Source organism: Veillonella criceti, assembly GCF_900460315.1.
Taxonomy (GTDB): domain Bacteria; phylum Bacillota; class Negativicutes; order Veillonellales; family Veillonellaceae; genus Veillonella_A; species Veillonella_A criceti.
Map to the genome: position 1 here is coordinate 1685596 of NZ_UHIO01000001.1, position 17800 is coordinate 1703395.

The 17800-nt window shown below is 40.6% G+C and carries 9 protein-coding genes and 1 CRISPR repeat array; of the genes, 5 read left to right on the forward strand and 4 right to left on the reverse strand.

Annotated elements, in window-relative coordinates; genetic code table 11:
* Window positions 1-24: 24 nt before the first annotated feature.
* Window positions 25-3291, forward strand: a complete 3267-nt coding sequence (locus DYE54_RS10375) for a YadA-like family protein (protein ID WP_115310653.1) — start codon at window positions 25-27, stop codon at window positions 3289-3291.
* A gap of 98 nt (window positions 3292-3389) precedes the next feature.
* On the opposite strand, the gene DYE54_RS07510 is transcribed toward DYE54_RS10375, so the two are convergent.
* Complete coding sequence (locus DYE54_RS07510; protein ID WP_115310654.1) at window positions 3390-4331, reverse strand: LysR family transcriptional regulator; 942 nt, start codon at window positions 4329-4331, stop codon at window positions 3390-3392.
* A gap of 253 nt (window positions 4332-4584) precedes the next feature.
* On the opposite strand from DYE54_RS07510, the gene DYE54_RS07515 reads away from it, so the two are divergent.
* The 4 genes from DYE54_RS07515 (at window position 4585) to DYE54_RS07530 (ending at window position 7534) form a co-directional block, all read left to right on the forward strand.
* Complete coding sequence (locus tag DYE54_RS07515; protein WP_115310655.1) at window positions 4585-4962, forward strand: CidA/LrgA family protein; 378 nt, start codon at window positions 4585-4587, stop codon at window positions 4960-4962.
* Entirely contained in the window at window positions 4956-5675 is a 720-nt protein-coding gene (locus tag DYE54_RS07520; protein WP_115310656.1) for an LrgB family protein, read from the forward strand. The genes DYE54_RS07515 and DYE54_RS07520 overlap by 7 nt, the downstream gene beginning before the upstream one ends.
* A gap of 445 nt (window positions 5676-6120) precedes the next feature.
* Window positions 6121-6936, forward strand: coding sequence for a sulfite exporter TauE/SafE family protein (locus tag DYE54_RS07525; RefSeq protein ID WP_115310657.1), 816 nt, complete (start codon window positions 6121-6123; stop codon window positions 6934-6936).
* Window positions 6937-7171: 235 nt separating this feature from the next.
* Window positions 7172-7534, forward strand: a complete 363-nt coding sequence (locus DYE54_RS07530; protein ID WP_115310658.1) for a hypothetical protein — start codon at window positions 7172-7174, stop codon at window positions 7532-7534.
* A 260-nt stretch (window positions 7535-7794) separates the two neighbouring features.
* Window positions 7795-12069: a CRISPR direct-repeat array (repeat unit 33 nt; unit sequence GTCGCTCCTCATTCGGGGAGCGTGGATTGAAGT).
* 780 nt (window positions 12070-12849) lie between these two features.
* Here DYE54_RS07530 and DYE54_RS07535 read toward each other — a convergent pair.
* The 3 genes from DYE54_RS07535 to DYE54_RS07545 form a co-directional block, all read right to left on the reverse strand.
* Complete coding sequence (locus DYE54_RS07535; protein ID WP_115310659.1) at window positions 12850-14598, reverse strand: ABC transporter ATP-binding protein; 1749 nt, start codon at window positions 14596-14598, stop codon at window positions 12850-12852.
* Window positions 14595-16367 carry an ABC transporter ATP-binding protein gene (locus tag DYE54_RS07540; protein ID WP_115310660.1) on the reverse strand — a complete coding sequence of 591 codons (1773 nt, stop codon included), beginning with the start codon at window positions 16365-16367 and terminating at the stop codon, window positions 14595-14597. Before DYE54_RS07540 ends, DYE54_RS07535 begins: the two co-directional genes overlap by 4 nt.
* 150 nt (window positions 16368-16517) lie before the next feature.
* A complete protein-coding gene (locus DYE54_RS07545) occupies window positions 16518-17735 on the reverse strand; it encodes a hypothetical protein (RefSeq protein ID WP_147285268.1) in 1218 nt (405 codons plus the stop codon).
* Window positions 17736-17800 lie beyond the last annotated feature (65 nt).

A 17800-nucleotide genomic window follows, 5' to 3' on the forward strand; every position in this document is an offset into this window, starting at 1 on the left:
TAATGCACTAAGAGGAGTTTGTAGATGGGAAAGTTGCAAAAAAAGCAAAATCATTTGAATAAATTAATGGTAGCTAGTTTGGTATGTGGCGTATTTGGCGCATACTTTGGCTCTACTGTATGGGGTGCTACTATTACCTATGATGAGACTAAAAAGAATATCATTTTAGGCAATCAAATTTCTGATGCTGGTGGGGAAGGCAATACTTCGGTATCTGGAGCATATAATTTTATTCATGGCAATGGCAGAGCTGATAGTAGTAATAATTATGCTGGTCGGATAAGTGGTGATTTCAATACTATAATAGGAAGTCAAGTAGGCCGAGATAGAAGTGGGAATTATAATGTGAGTATAGGTGACTATGTGCATGAAGTTGCTAGTGGTGACTATAAATTTGCTATGGGCTATAAAGCAGGCATGACATCTAAAGGCAATTATAATTTTGCCTTTGGTTCAGAAGCTGGTCACAATGTAAAGGGGAATAATAATATTGCCTTAATGGATGGTGCTGGTAGTGACCTACAAAGTGTTACAACCGTTGAAAATGGCGTAGAAAAAATTGAAGATAGTAATTATAACTTAGCTATAGGTTATCAAGCGGGCTCAGATTTAAAGGGCAGTTTTAACTATGCCTTTGGTTCACAAGCTGGTAAGGTAGTGAGGGGCAATGATAACGTAGCCTTTGGTGCGAAGGCAGGTCAAAATGTTGTGGGAACAACAAATTATGCTTTTGGCACAAGTGCCGGTCAAAATGTACAAGGTGATGGTAACTATGCTTTAGGTACTAATGCAGGTCAATATATCCAAAAATTTGTTAAGGCAACCGGTGAACTAGGGCAATCTGTAGGTAACAATAATATAGCTCTAGGAAAATTTTCAGGATCTAATATTGTAGGTAATTTCAATGTGGGCATTGGTGAAAACGCAGGACGTTATGTAGGTTATGAAGCTAGCAGTTATGATGTGTCTAATGTAGATAATTTCGGTGAGCCTCAAGTAAATGTGAAGGGGACTACTCTGGTTGATGGGGCAGAGCATAATATAGCATTAGGTTTTTCCTCAGGGAATTATGTAGCTGGTCAAGATAATTTCTCTGTAGGGGTTGCTGCTGGCAGTTATATTGAAGGTGACAGTAATGTGGCCTTAGGCAAACACAGTGGTCAATTTGTTACTGGCGGCGAAAATATGACTTTTGGTGCTCGCGCTGGCGTATTTGTAACGGGTGATGATAATGTAGCCATCGGTGTGGAGTCTGGTCGATATATTCAGGGCGATAAAAATATAAGCATTGGTAGTCGTGCAGGTATTAGTGACAATACAAATCATACTGCTTTGGCGAATAAATCTAACACCATATCTATTGGGAATAATTCTAACTCTGAAATTGCAACAGGTATCGCTATAGGTTCTGAGGCAAAATCTAAAAAAGTGGGTGCTAGTGCTTTGGGTGTAAAAGCTAAGGCTATTGAAGAGAATACATTAGCGCTTGGTGCTGAAGCGGAAGCAAATGTAGTAAATTCAGTAGCTTTGGGAAGTAAATCTAGTGTAGAGGCTAATAAAAATACTAACACAGCAGGTAATACAGAATATACAACAGCTACCGTAAATTCGTTAGAATTGACTTTTGCAGGGGGGAAAAGTAATGGCATTATCAGTGTAGGTACTGTGGGTAATGAACGACGTATTCAAAATGTAGCAGCTGGTCTTGTTTCAGCAACATCAACAGATGCGATTAATGGATCTCAGCTGTATAGCGTAATTAATTCAGTAACAACGCCTACTATATCCTTACGTTCTGCAGGTATAAATGTTAATAAGAATATAGCTTCTAGTTATACGGCAGGGACAAACATAGTAACTAGTAAACCCCTTCATGGTATGACTTTTGATTTTGGGGATGGGCTGTATGCGGAAGAAAAAGAAGGTAGTGATGGTAAGAAAGTTATTTTAGTAGGTGTTGATAAGAGTCTTATCAAACCTGGAGAACCTGGGATTCCAGGTAAAGATGGTGTTACCATTAAGAGTATTGAGTCAGATGGCAGCGGCAATACTACAGTAACATTTACTGATGACCAAAGCTTTGTTATTAAAGATGGAGCACCAGGTAAGAATGGCACAGATGGTAAAACAGGGCCTAAAGGTGATACCGGAGAGAGAGGTCCGCAAGGCCCAGACGGTAAACAAGGGGCTAAAGGTGATACCGGAGAGAGAGGTCCACAAGGCCCAGAAGGTAAAGATGGCATAGATGGTAAACCGGGTCTTCCAGGTAAAGATGGAACTATAGTGGAAGTATCTAGAAATGAAAACACTGGGGAAACTATAATTAAGACTATAGATCCTACTACCAAAAATAGTGAGTCAGTGATTATAAAAGACGGTAAGCAAGGTTTGCAAGGTGAACCAGGGCCTAAAGGAGATCCTGGAGAGACAGGTCCACAAGGTCCAGAAGGTAAAGATGGCACAGATGGTAAACCAGGTCTTCCAGGCACAGATGGCAAAGATGGTGTATTTGATTTCTCCATCATAGCAGATAAAACAGTAACACCAATAACTGTGGCAAAAGATAGTCCTCTAGTTGAAGTGCATGGGGATAGTAACATTCAGACAATCGCTAATGGTAATACGTTAACCGTTAGTCTTAATAAGGACATAACAGTTAATTCAGTGACAACAAAGACAATACAGGCAGAATCTTACAAAGTAGGAGATGCCACGTATATTAATGAACAAGGTCTTAATGCTAATAATAAGGTAATTAAGAATGTAGCGGCTGGAGAAGATATGACTGATGCGGCGAATGTAGGACAGTTACGTGAATTAAATAATACAGTGAGCCAGTCTATTCACAAACTGCAAAAAGATAGCAACCGTGCTGATGCGATGGGGGCGGCGTTAGCAGCTCTTAGTCCACTTCAGTATGACCCACTAGAGCCGACACAAATTATGGCAGGTTATGGCTATTATGGTGGTGAAAATGCGTTTGCGTTAGGTCTTGCTCATTATAAGCATGAATCCTTGTTATTCCGTGCAGGGGTAGCTATGAATGGTGGCAATAGTAAGTTAATGGCTAATGCAGGGGTAACTTGGAAGTTTGGGGATAGCAAAAAGGAACGAGCGCTTGTAGAAGAATATCGCCAAGGCCCAATTTCTTCTAGTTATGTATTACAAGATAAGGTCGATTATTTAGAAAATTTAGTAGAAAAACAGCAAGAGCAATTGATTTTACAAGAAGAGCGTTTGAAGTTACAGGAAGCGAAGCTAAACGAGTTAATGCAACAATTTGCGAAGTAGTAACAAAAAATAATAACAAAGGGGTTTATATAGGGGAATTAAGATAAAAAAGCTCCGACACTTTAAAATTAAGGTGTCGGAGTTTTATATATAAATTATTATAGTGAAGTTGTATTTGCAAGTTGTGAAATTTCCGTATGTGCTGATGTTTGTTCAATTACATGAGAGCGGAAATAATTCACCCATAAACGAATGGCGGGTACAATCATGGAGCGTTCATTCCAAATCATACCAAGAACCCAGTTGATGCGTGGCTCAATAGGAATTGATACGAGATGCTTACGATCAAGGCGTTCACAAATTGTTTGTGGTAGAATGGCCGTACCTAAGCCACTTTTTACAAGTTCTGTAATAAAATCCCAGTTATTACTTTGAGCTACAATTTGAGGCACTACACCGATTTCTTGAAAACGGCCTAAGATAATATCATACAAAGAAAAGGATGGATGGAAAAAGACCAATGGTTCTTTGCGAATTTCTTGTAAGGTAATGGACTCATAATTAGCAAATGGTGAGTCAGGTTGCATTACATAATATAATGGTTGATGATTAAAAATATAGGTTTGTGTATCAGGATTCGTAAAATCTGATACGGGCAAGGTAACAAAGCCTACTTGAAGCTGTCCATCTTGAACTAATTGAGCAATTTGTGGAGAGCCATGCTCGCTTACTTTAAGCGAAATTTGTGGGTAGGCGGCCATGAAGTCGCGAATAATTGGGGATAAGAATGAAGAACCAATCATCGGGGGAATACCGAGGCTTAATTCGCCTGACTCCATATCGTTTGTATGATGCATTTGATGTTCCAGTACTTCAAATTGACGTACTAAGGCTTCAATCTGTGGAAGCACCGCGCAGGCTTCGTTGGTGAGCTCTATGCGATGGCCACGACGACGGAATAATTGTTTGTTCCATTCCCCTTCTAAGAGGCGTACTGCCTTGCTGAGGGAAGGTTGACTGACATGTAAGGTTTGAGCCGCTTTGGTAAAACTTTTTTGACGAGCGACTTCTACAAAATATTTTAAATGGGTAATATCCATAATTTCCTCCTGCTATATATTTCTTTATTTATTATAACTAAAAAGAATATTGTCGTATAGGGAAAAAATATTATTTTTTTTATAAAAAATGAGATACAATAGGTCATGCCAAAGAGGATATCGAAAAATTCCTATTTGAGTAAACTTTTCGTTTCACATGCATTTGAAGAATGAATACTCATAGATAGATTATTCTGTAAAGAGTCAAAAAGTCGATTGGATGATGTGATAGATGTAGGGGAGGCAATGACGAATGAAACGTGTGGCGACTGTAGTAGGTCAGATTCTATTGCTCGCCTTGATTGGAGTATTAGGCGGGTACATTAAAGAATGGTTTAACTTGCCATTACCAGGTACATTGGTAGGTATGATTTTATTATTCTTGTTGCTTTGTTCAGGAATTATTAAATTGAACTGGGTAGAACAAGGCGCTGCTGTATTAATTGGTGAACTATTATTGTTCTTTATTCCATCCGCTATTGGGATTATCCAATACACACAACTTTTTGGAAGTACAGGTGCTATGTTGTTAGGTGTTATCGTAACGAGCATTATTACATTGTTAGTGTCTGTTACTGTTATTACCTTAAGTATTATGAAATTACGTAGAAAGGGGTACAGATTATGGTAAACTACACATTGTTTCAGATGATTAGTATTCATATCATCGAATCCTTAGTAGGTACTGTAGTGCTGTACTTCATTTTTAAAAAATTGTATGAACGTTCAGGGAAGAAGTTATTTCTTACCCCGTTATTGGCTGTTCCAGTAGTGATTGGTTTATTCTTAGTGACAATGAATATTCCCTATGATGTATATCAGGAGGGCAGTCAATACATTACAATGATGTTGCAGCCAGCGACGGTAGCCTTTGCCGTACCTTTATATAAATTCCGTAGTGTTGTAAAAGAATATTTTATCCCTTTACTTGTAGTCATTGGGATGGGCTGTTCGATTGCATTCCTTGGTTCTATGGGGTTAGCGGAGTTAATCGGCTTAAGCCCTGAATTAGTTCATAGTGTAGCACCACGATCTGTAACAACACCATTAGCATTAGCTGCATCGGATACGATGGGTGGGGACCCAACAATTACGGCGATTTTAGTTATTGCTACAGGTTTAATTGGTATGATTATGACAACGATGATGATTAAACGAGCTCATATTCATAACCGTTTATTAAAAGGCATGTTGTATGGTATATCAGCTCATGGCACGGGGACGGCTAAAGCGTATGAAGATGGGCCTAAAACGGGCGCTATTGCTTCGTTAGCTATGATTTTCATGGGTATTATGACTACCGTAATTGCACCAATTGTGACGGCTGTATCAGCCGTATTGTAAGGGATATAATAGATTAAGAGACTCATCTCGACTTTAAGTTTACTATGTGATTAGTCAATAGTTAGTCAGTAATTTGGCTAATCACTTATTTGAAAATTCGACGTTAGCTAATTTGCTAATTATATCTATCCTAAAAGAGGTAGTTCTTTGATTGGCGTAGGCCAGTCAGTTAACTATATACGTATTTACACAAACTTACACAAACTTACTTAAACGGGAACGCCATTGTTGCTTAGTAGCAGTTAATTTGATTAACTATGACTAGGAAACGATGGCGTTTCTGTTTATTTTACGATATACTAAGTGCAATAATACGCATTATTATAAATTGGTATGTTGGTTTACTATATAATTACTCAACTGTTTTGCGGTTAAACGTGGTATTAAGAATACGGCATGAATATAAAATAGTTTAGTAAAGTTTATGAATTAGGAGTCTATAAATATGGATGGTGCGAATGGTTTAATTTTAGGAATGTCTGTAGGCATGTTGCTACAATTTATTGTACTCGGTATTGGTGTTGGTGCGTTTGGTACACTCATTGGCGCTGGCGGAGGACTAGTTTTTGTACCTGTTTTTTTGTATACCTTTACAGACTGGTCGCCGGCTATGGTCGTGGGAACTTCGCTCACTATTGTTATGTTTAATGCTATGTCTGCATCGACAGCGTTTATTAAACAAAAGAAAATCCTCTATAGTGCAGCCCTTTGGTTTACCTTGGCTACGATTCCGGGCTCGTATTTAGGAGCGGTAGCTTCTGAAAGTTTTGACATTGCTATGTTGAAATTCTGGTTTGGTTTATTTTTATTATGTATGTCTACTTTTATTGGTTATAAGAATTGGACTAAAGGGCAACGTAAAGAAGAATCGTTACAGCTTCATGAATTAACGTATAGTAAAACAATTGGCTGTTTAATTAGTGTAGTTGTAGGTTTCATTTCAAGTGTATTTGGTATTGGTGGTGGTCTTATTCATGTGGCTGCTTTAGTATATTTACTAGGGTTTCCAACACATATAGCAACAGCTACGAGTCAGTTTATTTTATTTTTATCCACTATTAGTGGTGTGGCTACACATTTCTATTTGGGGCATATTCAATGGAATATTGCGATTGCCTGTGGTATTGGAGCTGTTATAGGGGCTCAATTAGGGGCCGCCATTGCGAAACGATTAAAGGCTACCAGTATATTGATGGTCTTTTCGCTGGGTGTAGGATTATTAGCGCTACAGTTGATTTGGTCTTCTGGTAAGTTATGGTGATAAAAAAGATATCCTCTCGTCAACCGGCGAACTTCGTTCAATGGTTGACGAGAGGATATCTTTTTTATTTGTGAGAAGGAGAAGCAAGAAAACGAAAGAGGTTTTGAGAATATGGTTTCATAAAGTTCATATATTAGCTATTTAAGTGTGCTAGTATAGATAATAGTCATATTGCATGAAAAATAGTGTTGTATGTGGTAATATGAGTATATAGGTACTCGGATTGGAGGTTCCCATGAATAGGATATTGTTAAGTGTTATGCTATTAACATTGGTTTCGGCAACGGCAGCTGCTGAACTACAAACGGCAGTGATTCGTCATCCAGATGGAAGTGCGACCATTACTCAGTGGGATCCAACTGATGGCTATTCGTATTCGGAAGATGTGCCTGCCTCTAAGCCTATTATTATTCCTATGAAAAAGATTATTATGACGCCTGCGGAGGCGAATGAACTACGAGATGCTAGTGTAAATGAAGCGGTACAAGCTTGGCAGGATAAAAATGTTAGTATTGATACTGAAAAGAAAGAAGAGAATTCTGAGTCATCAAAACAAAAAAATTCAGATGATGTGGATGGATTCTTCAGTTGGTTTTAGTTATTAGTATTCAGTTTTAAATACTTGTTGTTTTTAGGGTATTTGTAATAATAGTTTTTAATTATTTTATATAGTGATTTAGTGCTATTTTGTAATTTATTTGTGCGAATATGTAGCATATTGTGAAACTTAGAACCTTTCGCACTAGAATTTGTTTAAATTAATTTGCTAGATTTATATATACTAGTAAATTAATTGTCTGAGCTTATGAAAAAGCTCAGTTTGCTGGATATAGTGGATCCTATCTACTATATGTAGCTGTCGCTCCTCATTCGGGGAGCGTGGATTGAAGTACCTATCTTTTCTTGCAATTGTAATCGTTTACAAGTCGCTCCTCATTCGGGGAGCGTGGATTGAAGTTCTTCGGGGTATAAACTCAATGCCAAAGTTGCTGTCGCTCCTCATTCGGGGAGCGTGGATTGAAGTATCAATATAATAATAAGATTGGAGCATATTAACTGTCGCTCCTCATTCGGGGAGCGTGGATTGAAGTATTATTCCATCCGAGTAGATACGCTAAAATTGGCGTCGCTCCTCATTCGGGGAGCGTGGATTGAAGTATCAATATAATAATAAGATTGGAGCATATTAACTGTCGCTCCTCATTCGGGGAGCGTGGATTGAAGTATTTCTTTCGATACTCCACTTTTTGGCATAGTAAGTCGCTCCTCATTCGGGGAGCGTGGATTGAAGTAATTATATCCATAGTTTTTCCGTTAAATCTATAGGTCGCTCCTCATTCGGGGAGCGTGGATTGAAGTTTTTCGATACAGATACAAATCCATATCTTCTAGGCGTCGCTCCTCATTCGGGGAGCGTGGATTGAAGTAATTACTTCTTTCATTCTTTTTAAATCTACATAAGTCGCTCCTCATTCGGGGAGCGTGGATTGAAGTTTGATAGTTTGCAATAAATCTTTTACATCTCGGAGTCGCTCCTCATTCGGGGAGCGTGGATTGAAGTTTCTTCCATGGTTACATCAACTTCGATGTTATCGGTCGCTCCTCATTCGGGGAGCGTGGATTGAAGTTTTTCAGCCATAAAATTACCTATAAATTATTAAAGTCGCTCCTCATTCGGGGAGCGTGGATTGAAGTTGCTAATCCACCCCATGACCCACTCGACGCTAAATGTCGCTCCTCATTCGGGGAGCGTGGATTGAAGTTTCTTAATGTGCGTGAAATCATATACCATTCCATGTCGCTCCTCATTCGGGGAGCGTGGATTGAAGTCTTTTTAATTTATTAAAAAACTCTACATTCATATGTCGCTCCTCATTCGGGGAGCGTGGATTGAAGTATTCTATATCACATATGTTCTAGCAAATGAGCCAAGTCGCTCCTCATTCGGGGAGCGTGGATTGAAGTATTTCTTTCGATACTCCACTTTTTGGCATAGTAGTCGCTCCTCATTCGGGGAGCGTGGATTGAAGTAATTATATCCATAGTTTTTCCGTTAAATCTATAGGTCGCTCCTCATTCGGGGAGCGTGGATTGAAGTTTTTTCTAAAGTTTGCCCATAGAAAACGCTTACTGGTCGCTCCTCATTCGGGGAGCGTGGATTGAAGTACTTAAACACTTTAACCAAATCAGCTCTATACTTGTCGCTCCTCATTCGGGGAGCGTGGATTGAAGTATTTTTTTGTACCCCCTGAAAGGACTGATTTTATGTCGCTCCTCATTCGGGGAGCGTGGATTGAAGTTCCCTCATGACAAAAAAGCACAAAACTCAATAAGGTCGCTCCTCATTCGGGGAGCGTGGATTGAAGTTCCACGATAATCACTGTCAATAACACCAATACTATGTCGCTCCTCATTCGGGGAGCGTGGATTGAAGTTTTTTGCCCTAAATACACCTTACCCAAAAAGATTGTCGCTCCTCATTCGGGGAGCGTGGATTGAAGTTTTATCAATTCCGCTTCTTCACGAAGCAAATCAAGTCGCTCCTCATTCGGGGAGCGTGGATTGAAGTCGTTACAATAGGGGGTAACGCATGGATAAAGTAAGTCGCTCCTCATTCGGGGAGCGTGGATTGAAGTTATTACATCGTCGATGTCAATTTCTGCTTCAAAAGTCGCTCCTCATTCGGGGAGCGTGGATTGAAGTTGACCTTGCCAGGGGTATTTATTTTTTCGTATATGTCGCTCCTCATTCGGGGAGCGTGGATTGAAGTTATTTTTGATAGGTGGTGCAAAATGAATACAACGGTCGCTCCTCATTCGGGGAGCGTGGATTGAAGTATTTTCAAAACTTTGAACTATCCAAACATATTGCCGTCGCTCCTCATTCGGGGAGCGTGGATTGAAGTAAATTACGCTTTTCCTCTTGTTATGTCAACTCAAGTCGCTCCTCATTCGGGGAGCGTGGATTGAAGTTTTAAACGAACGTTTCAAATATATCTCATCAGTTGTCGCTCCTCATTCGGGGAGCGTGGATTGAAGTTTCCGTTGATGCGGTCAACTGCCGCATCAACGTCGTCGCTCCTCATTCGGGGAGCGTGGATTGAAGTATAACATCAATGTTATACAACTCGCGCCCGTCAACGTCGCTCCTCATTCGGGGAGCGTGGATTGAAGTATTTATGAGTGCAAATACGTATAATTGGTGGATTGTCGCTCCTCATTCGGGGAGCGTGGATTGAAGTTTACGTCACCGGTGTTCATGGGGTAACCGTGGACGTCGCTCCTCATTCGGGGAGCGTGGATTGAAGTATTTATGAGTGCAAATACGTATAATTGGTGGATTGTCGCTCCTCATTCGGGGAGCGTGGATTGAAGTAAAAGTTACTTCACCATCGTTTAAAAATTTTTCAAGTCGCTCCTCATTCGGGGAGCGTGGATTGAAGTTAATAAAGTCTTTCAACAGTTCTTTTTCTTCTTTGTCGCTCCTCATTCGGGGAGCGTGGATTGAAGTATCACCTCTTGGAGCGCGTCGTCGATGATGCCCTTGTCGCTCCTCATTCGGGGAGCGTGGATTGAAGTCACCTTGGCTCGTTAAGCGCCTCGCCCTATTGCAGTCGCTCCTCATTCGGGGAGCGTGGATTGAAGTTTGGCTATCTAAAATTGCCTTGCGATACACGTCCTGTCGCTCCTCATTCGGGGAGCGTGGATTGAAGTCATAATGGTAATATTTTTACTTGGCCAACGCCAGCGTCGCTCCTCATTCGGGGAGCGTGGATTGAAGTATCAAAGATAGTTAATAGCAAACCTTGCTCTGCGAGTCGCTCCTCATTCGGGGAGCGTGGATTGAAGTTTGGCTATCTAAAATTGCCTTGCGATACACGTCCTGTCGCTCCTCATTCGGGGAGCGTGGATTGAAGTCTGTGCCACCTATCGTAATATAATTTGACATACAGTCGCTCCTCATTCGGGGAGCGTGGATTGAAGTCACACGCTTAGCACCCGCTTCCATGATTTTACGAGTCGCTCCTCATTCGGGGAGCGTGGATTGAAGTTCCCTCATCACACTCCTCGTTAAATACCGGCACAGGTCGCTCCTCATTCGGGGAGCGTGGATTGAAGTTGCGCCTTGTACGCCAACAGCGATTTCATAGCTTGTCGCTCCTCATTCGGGGAGCGTGGATTGAAGTTATAAAATTAAAACCGTCAAAAACGCTTCTAGCATGTCGCTCCTCATTCGGGGAGCGTGGATTGAAGTCTCGAGCGGGTGTGCAAGGAGAACGGCCTATGCGTGTCGCTCCTCATTCGGGGAGCGTGGATTGAAGTAATTTTATAATTAGAAAAATATTTAAAAACTAAAGTCGCTCCTCATTCGGGGAGCGTGGATTGAAGTATTGATAATTGCAAATGTATAAAGCTGATGGATTGTCGCTCCTCATTCGGGGAGCGTGGATTGAAGTAATAATGCGCTCGGGCCTACCAATCAAGCCTGTTTGTCGCTCCTCATTCGGGGAGCGTGGATTGAAGTTTTTATTCCTAATTCTTTTGCCGATTTTGTTCTTGTCGCTCCTCATTCGGGGAGCGTGGATTGAAGTAATAATTGAGTTGCTTTTATGTAATTTTTACCTATGTCGCTCCTCATTCGGGGAGCGTGGATTGAAGTTCTCATACATTGATATTGTAGAGTTTTCTAAGTTGTCGCTCCTCATTCGGGGAGCGTGGATTGAAGTCAGTAAATCCAGTAATTTGTCGTCTGATAGGGTGCGTCGCTCCTCATTCGGGGAGCGTGGATTGAAGTTCGTATAAATCAGCTAATAACTCTAATAAAGTAGCGTCGCTCCTCATTCGGGGAGCGTGGATTGAAGTTATTTAATTATACCATACAATAAACTTAGACCTAGTCGTTCCTCATTCGGGGAGCGTGGATTGAAGTATGTGCTAAACATTGAGCGTAGCGGGCAGGTTAGGGTCGCTCCTCATTCGGGGAGCGTGGATTGAAGTTCTCTTTTGACCCTCAATTTTGGGGCAAAAAATAGGTCGCTCCTCATTCGGGGAGCGTGGATTGAAGTCGCGCTTTGGCGTAATCCCTTGTACGATTATCGCAGTCGCTCCTCATTCGGGGAGCGTGGATTGAAGTCCTGATGTACCAGCGATCATTGGGCTAAAGAAGCATCGCTCCTCTACTTGAAAAGTATATAGTTTTAGCCTTATATTTTTATGATATTTTGAAGGTAAAAGTATTGCCTGTTCTCTATCTTTACTTTTTTATCTTGGTTTGTTATATTTAAATTACTAGATGGGTGGAGCTGAGTATCCAGTGTTGAACCCCTATCACTAGAGGGCGGACGGCGATACTGCGACAGGCCGCCTCTTAATTCATTTCTAATACTATACTATTGCTGACGTATATAATTGCGTCAGCTTTTTTGTCGTATAACCCTCTAATCTCAGATTTTGTAATAGCGGTTAATAATAAAAATAGCAGAATATAAAATAGTTTCAGGTTATATAAAGAATATTTTCAAGTATATTGTTTATTAGCACAGTCCTTAAATTTTAAGTATAAAAAGAAACCACTGGAAGGACGCAATCTATGAAAAACATGGCACTCTTCATATTAAGGCAGCCAATGTGATTTTCTGTTGTCAGTGGTTTCTTTTTAAGGATACTACATATTCCTGTACAGAGTTAATGTTATTGTTATTTTCTGTTACATATCGTTTTCAAGCCATATAAAAATATCGGGTTATAGGACAAAATATCCTCAAGCTATCAGTTAGAATCAGTTTACCAATCTGATGAGCAAGAGGATATTTTTTGTTTATTTTTGTCCTATAGCCCTTATATTTGTCCTATAATTTTTATATTTAAAAGACTTCTTTTATACACTCTTGCCTTTATAGTTAAATCACTCCTTTCACACACTCATGCCTTTAGCGTAGTTTTCGTACAAGGTTGTATAGTAACCACCTTTGGCAAGGAGTTCTTGATGTGTGCCTTGTTCTACAATTTGACCTTGATTTATAACAAGGAGTAAATCAGCATCACGGATTGTTGAGAGGCGATGAGCGATGACAATTCCGGTACGGCCATGCAATAATTGTTGCATGGCTTTTTGTACTTCCACTTCTGTTCGTGTATCTACATTAGCGGTAGCTTCATCGAGAACGAGAATTCGTGGATTAGCTAAGAAAGCTCTTGCAATTGTTAATAATTGGCGTTGGCCTTGGGATAAATCGTCAGCCCCATTTTTAAGAATGGTATCATAGCCTTGTGGTAATGTGCGGATAAAATGATCGGCCATAGCGAGTTTAGCAACGGCGATAATGTCTTCTCGTGTCGCATCTGGTTTACCATAGGCAATATTATCAGCAATAGTGCCGGTAAAAATCCAAGTATCTTGAAGTACCATGCCTACTAGTTGGTGAAGGGTTTTACGACTAAGGTCACGAATATCAAGACCGTCAATGGTAATGGAGCCACTATTGATTTCATAGAAGCGCATGAGTAAATTAACAATGGTTGTTTTTCCAGCGCCTGTAGGGCCTACAATAGCCACTACATGACCGCCAGGAATTTTGAAATTTACCGCATCCATTAATAGTTTGTCAGGCGTATAGCCGAAACTTACATTGTTAAACTCAATAGTCCCATTATTTTCAAGATACATTGTGTGTCCCGTATCTTCTTCTGGTGTTTGATCAAGAATTTCGTAAATTCGCCCTAAGGCAGCTTGTGTTTCTTGAAACTTTGTTAATATGTAGGAACTACGGGAGATAGGATCAGATACTTGCGTTACATAGAGGAAAAAGGCTTGAATATCACCAAGTGAAATTTGACCTCGTAATACTAAAAGCCCGCCTTGGATGGCGACTAATACGTAGCCTATTTGATTAATAAAGTTGACCAGAGGCATAATAATTTGCCCCATAAAGCCAGAACGACGTTCGTGGATAAATAAATTGTGATTTAACTGATTTAGATTGTTTGAAGTGACAGTTTCTAAGTTAAAGGCTTGTACAATTTGTTTTCCTGAAATAAGCTCTTCAATGCCACTATTTACAGCACCGAGAGCTTCTTGGTTACGTAAATAGATGGTACGAGCTTTTTTAGAGGTAATGACTAAGCCAATGACACCCAGTATAATGACACCAAGAATGATACTTGCTAATAAAGGACTAATCCAAAGCATCATAGCAATAGCGCCGATAATGCCGATAAAAGATGAAATAAGGCCAGGAATGCCTTCGCGGAGCGTTTCACTAATAGAATCTAGGTCGCTTGTAATACGGCTGAGCAAATCACCACGATTATGTGTATTGAAGTACGACATGGGGAGTCGATATAGATACTGACTTACGCGATTACGTAAATCTAATACCATATTTTCAGCCACACCAGCAATAATGTATTCACTAATATAGGTAAATATGGCATGACCTGTGTATAGGATAATTAGCATGAGTATCGTATCTGTTGTATTATCAATAATGCGTGCAATATCCTGATTATTGCGGAGTCCTTGCACGATAGCATCGACAATTTGGCCCAGTAGGCGAGGGGCCATAATTTCAAAACAAGCGGCTAGAATAAGAGCAAAGAAAATGCCAACTAACCAGCCCCATTGTGATTTTGATTCATAAAGAAAACGTTTGAATACTTTCATTGAGACACCTCCTGAGAGGCTACAATTTGTTGGTAAATGGAACAATGAGTGCTTAATTCATCATGAGTGCCAAACCCAACAGCTTGTCCTTGATTAATAATAAGGATTTTGTCAGCTTTACGTGCAGCGCTTACTTTTTGTTCAATTGAAATGAATGCTCGGTGTGGGGCGTTGGCGATTTCATGAGTAACAGCTTGGCGCACCTGTTGTTCTGTAATACCATCTAGCGCAGAGAAACTATCGTCAAAAATGAGCAGTTTAGGTTCTCTAATTAATGCTCTTGCCATAGCTAGTCGTTGTCGTTGGCCACCAGACAGATTAGTACCACCTTGTGATAATTGATGTTGATAGCCATCTTTGAAACGGCTAATAAATTCATGAGCACCGGCTAATTGAGCGGCTTGTTTCATAGCGTCTAGCGAAGGCGTTGAATCTATGCTAGGCTGAGATGAATAAGAACCTTGTACGCCATAGGCCAAATTCATAGCGATAGATCCGGTAAATAAATAGGCTTTTTGGGGAACATAGCCTATTTGAGCACGTACTTGTTCGATAGGTTGTTGAAAAATGGATTGTCCTTGAAACAGAATATCGCCCGATTCAATAGGATATAAGCCAAGGATGAGTTTGGCAATCGTACTTTTACCAGATCCAATGTCGCCCATAATAGCTAGCGTTTCACCAGCCTGTAAAGTGAAGGAAATATTGTATAAGGCTGGTTCTTCGGCATTATCGTAACGAAATGTAACATTATGGAATTCTAAGATTGGTGTAGTGGTAGTTGTATGAGGGGACGTGGTTTCGTTTGCTCCTTTGGTATAGGCTGTAATAGGATGAGTGAATAATTCTTGTACTCGATGGTAACAAATGATGGCTTCAGGCACATCTAATAATACAAAAACGGCCATGAGTAGGTTGAGCAGAATGAGCGTAGCATATTCAATGATAGCCATAATGTCACCAATTTGAATGTGTCCTGCGCTGATTTGATAGCCCCCGAGCCAAAGAATAACAACAGTGCTCATATTAAAAATAATTAGAATACTGGGCAAGCCGATAGCATATGTGCGTGAAAGGCGAGTCGCAGAGCGCGCAATGTGGCTAAATGCAGACGTTTCACGGGCTTGTTCGTCGTTACTGCGATTAAAGGCTCGAATGACGGCCATGCCAATCATATGATCGCGGATTAAATCGGTAATATAGTCTAATTGTTTCTGTACTGATTGGACAATGGGGAGGGCCTTTTTTTGTAAAATAGCCATAATAGCGACCATGATAATCATGAGCGACAGAATGACGAGCCCCATTTCAAAACTTTTGTAAAAGGTTAGGCCAAGACCTACCAGAATCATGAGTGGCATGGGGAGAATCAAATTAATTCCTTCTGAAAGGACGGATTGAATTTTCTCTACATCGCGGGTAGCGCGCATAAGAAGTGTACCGGTGCCGTATTTTGAAAAGTCAGTGAGCGAGAAGTCTTGCAAGGCTTGCACTAATTGTTGTCGTAGCTGCAAGCTAACACGAGCTGCAATGTGAGAACTCATGTAGACGGCACTTACGGCTGCTATAACCGTTAATAAGGAGGCACTTAGCATAGCTAGGCTCAGTGAACTAATCGCATCTAAATCTCCTTGAAGTACCCCTTGGTTGATAATGTCGGCGGTTAAGGTAGGGACTATGAGGGCGCTCACTACATGTATAAGTGATAACAGACAGGCTGTAAAAAAAGCCCATTTTACTGGGCTTATATATGTATTAATGAATTTCATATGTAAATTGTTCCTTTCCCATGTATTACTATTGGCATTATAGCATATAAATAGAAAAGTTTAAATGAATCGATGAATATAATGGCTCCTATGGTTGAGGTTTAGTGATACCTAGTATGAGGCTCTCTGGTGATATCGAATATAGAGCTCTTACTTTTTTACCATATGGACGGTGTAACCATTGGTGTGGATATTGCTATTTGAACTATCTTCATTGTTCAGTTCTGTTAAATAGGAATCGGCCGTTACATTCCAAATGGAATTTTTGCTGAGGGTGAGGCTTGCCTTTTTCGCTGTATTATTAGGGTTAATTGCTCCCGTCAATGTAGAACCCTGATTTAGCTTAATCGTTACAGAGCTGATACTATCAGCTTTAATATGACCGTTGAGAGTTTGTTTATTAGCTAAAAGTTTAACTTGGCCACCATTTTTTCCATTGCGTCCCCATTCACTAGCTTTGGCCTCTAAAATAGTGGTGCTATGTGGCGCTTGTAACTCTACTTGTTGGAGCTTAATTTCTCCTTTTGTGTTGGCTACGGTGAAAAAGGGTGTTCGTCCAGTGTTTCTAAGCTGGCTATTTTGTATGGTGAGCTGTGTTGTGCCCTCATCGGCGGTATTAAGGTCACTAAAGTATAAGGTGAAACCATCGGTACCTGAGAGATTAGCATTAGTAAGGTGCACATTGGTAGTGCCTTCTAGCTGACCTAGGGCACTGTGACGGGCTTCCCCGGTTACAGTGATTAATTTCATAGTTCCTGTAGCTGACATAAGAGGGCTATTAAAACCGTCTGTAGTAAGTTGGAGATTGGTGGCGGTTAACTCGCTTTTTGTCTGACTGCCTATTACTATGGCAGGACTACGGTCGCCTTGAGTACTAATCGCACTTTGTTTTAACGTCGCTTGTGCGCCATAAGTAAGGGAGAGTCCTGGTGAAACGGCGCCATTTGTTCTTAACGTCACACCATTAGCCTGCACAGCTACACCTTTACCACTACCTACTAACGCAGCGGCACCTCGGCCTTGCGTGCGTATCGTGCTGTTAGTCAATGTGGCTTTGCTATACGGTGCTACTAGAAGGGCCGCATTTTGACCACGCCAGAGGGCGAGGCCTTCACTATCTGCGTTACCCGTTTTAGAAAGGTTGGCATTTTTTAATTTAGCATGGCCTGTTTTTTGTACGAGAATGACATTTTCATTATCTTTCGTATTGGTTAGGCTCTTTTTAAAAGTTTTCGTGTCGTTGACTATTTTAGTTGCTTTAAATTTATAGTTCTTGTCAATTTTTTTGCCTTTTTTAAAATCATCATCGGAATCACTGACGAGGCCTAAGAGCTTGCCTGCTACTTTAATTGGATTAATCGTAGGCATATCGGGCAAGACCTTGGAGGCTACATAGGCTGTGACTGGATCGGCTGCCTGGGCAGGGGCCGTAG

Bases quoted from the DNA above. Each gene is read 5' to 3' on its own strand.
- DYE54_RS10375 (WP_115310653.1), top strand. From the start codon at position 25: ATGGGAAAGTTGCAAAAAAAGCAAAATCATTTGAATAAATTAATGGTA.
- DYE54_RS07510 (WP_115310654.1), bottom strand. From the start codon at position 4,331: ATGGATATTACCCATTTAAAATATTTTGTAGAAGTCGCTCGTCAAAAA.
- DYE54_RS07515 (WP_115310655.1), top strand. From the start codon at position 4,585: ATGAAACGTGTGGCGACTGTAGTAGGTCAGATTCTATTGCTCGCCTTG.
- DYE54_RS07520 (WP_115310656.1), top strand. From the start codon at position 4,956: ATGGTAAACTACACATTGTTTCAGATGATTAGTATTCATATCATCGAA.
- DYE54_RS07525 (WP_115310657.1), top strand. From the start codon at position 6,121: ATGGATGGTGCGAATGGTTTAATTTTAGGAATGTCTGTAGGCATGTTG.
- DYE54_RS07530 (WP_115310658.1), top strand. From the start codon at position 7,172: ATGAATAGGATATTGTTAAGTGTTATGCTATTAACATTGGTTTCGGCA.
- DYE54_RS07535 (WP_115310659.1), bottom strand. From the start codon at position 14,598: ATGAAAGTATTCAAACGTTTTCTTTATGAATCAAAATCACAATGGGGC.
- DYE54_RS07540 (WP_115310660.1), bottom strand. From the start codon at position 16,367: ATGAAATTCATTAATACATATATAAGCCCAGTAAAATGGGCTTTTTTT.
- DYE54_RS07545 (WP_147285268.1), bottom strand. From the start codon at position 17,735: ATGCCTACGATTAATCCAATTAAAGTAGCAGGCAAGCTCTTAGGCCTC.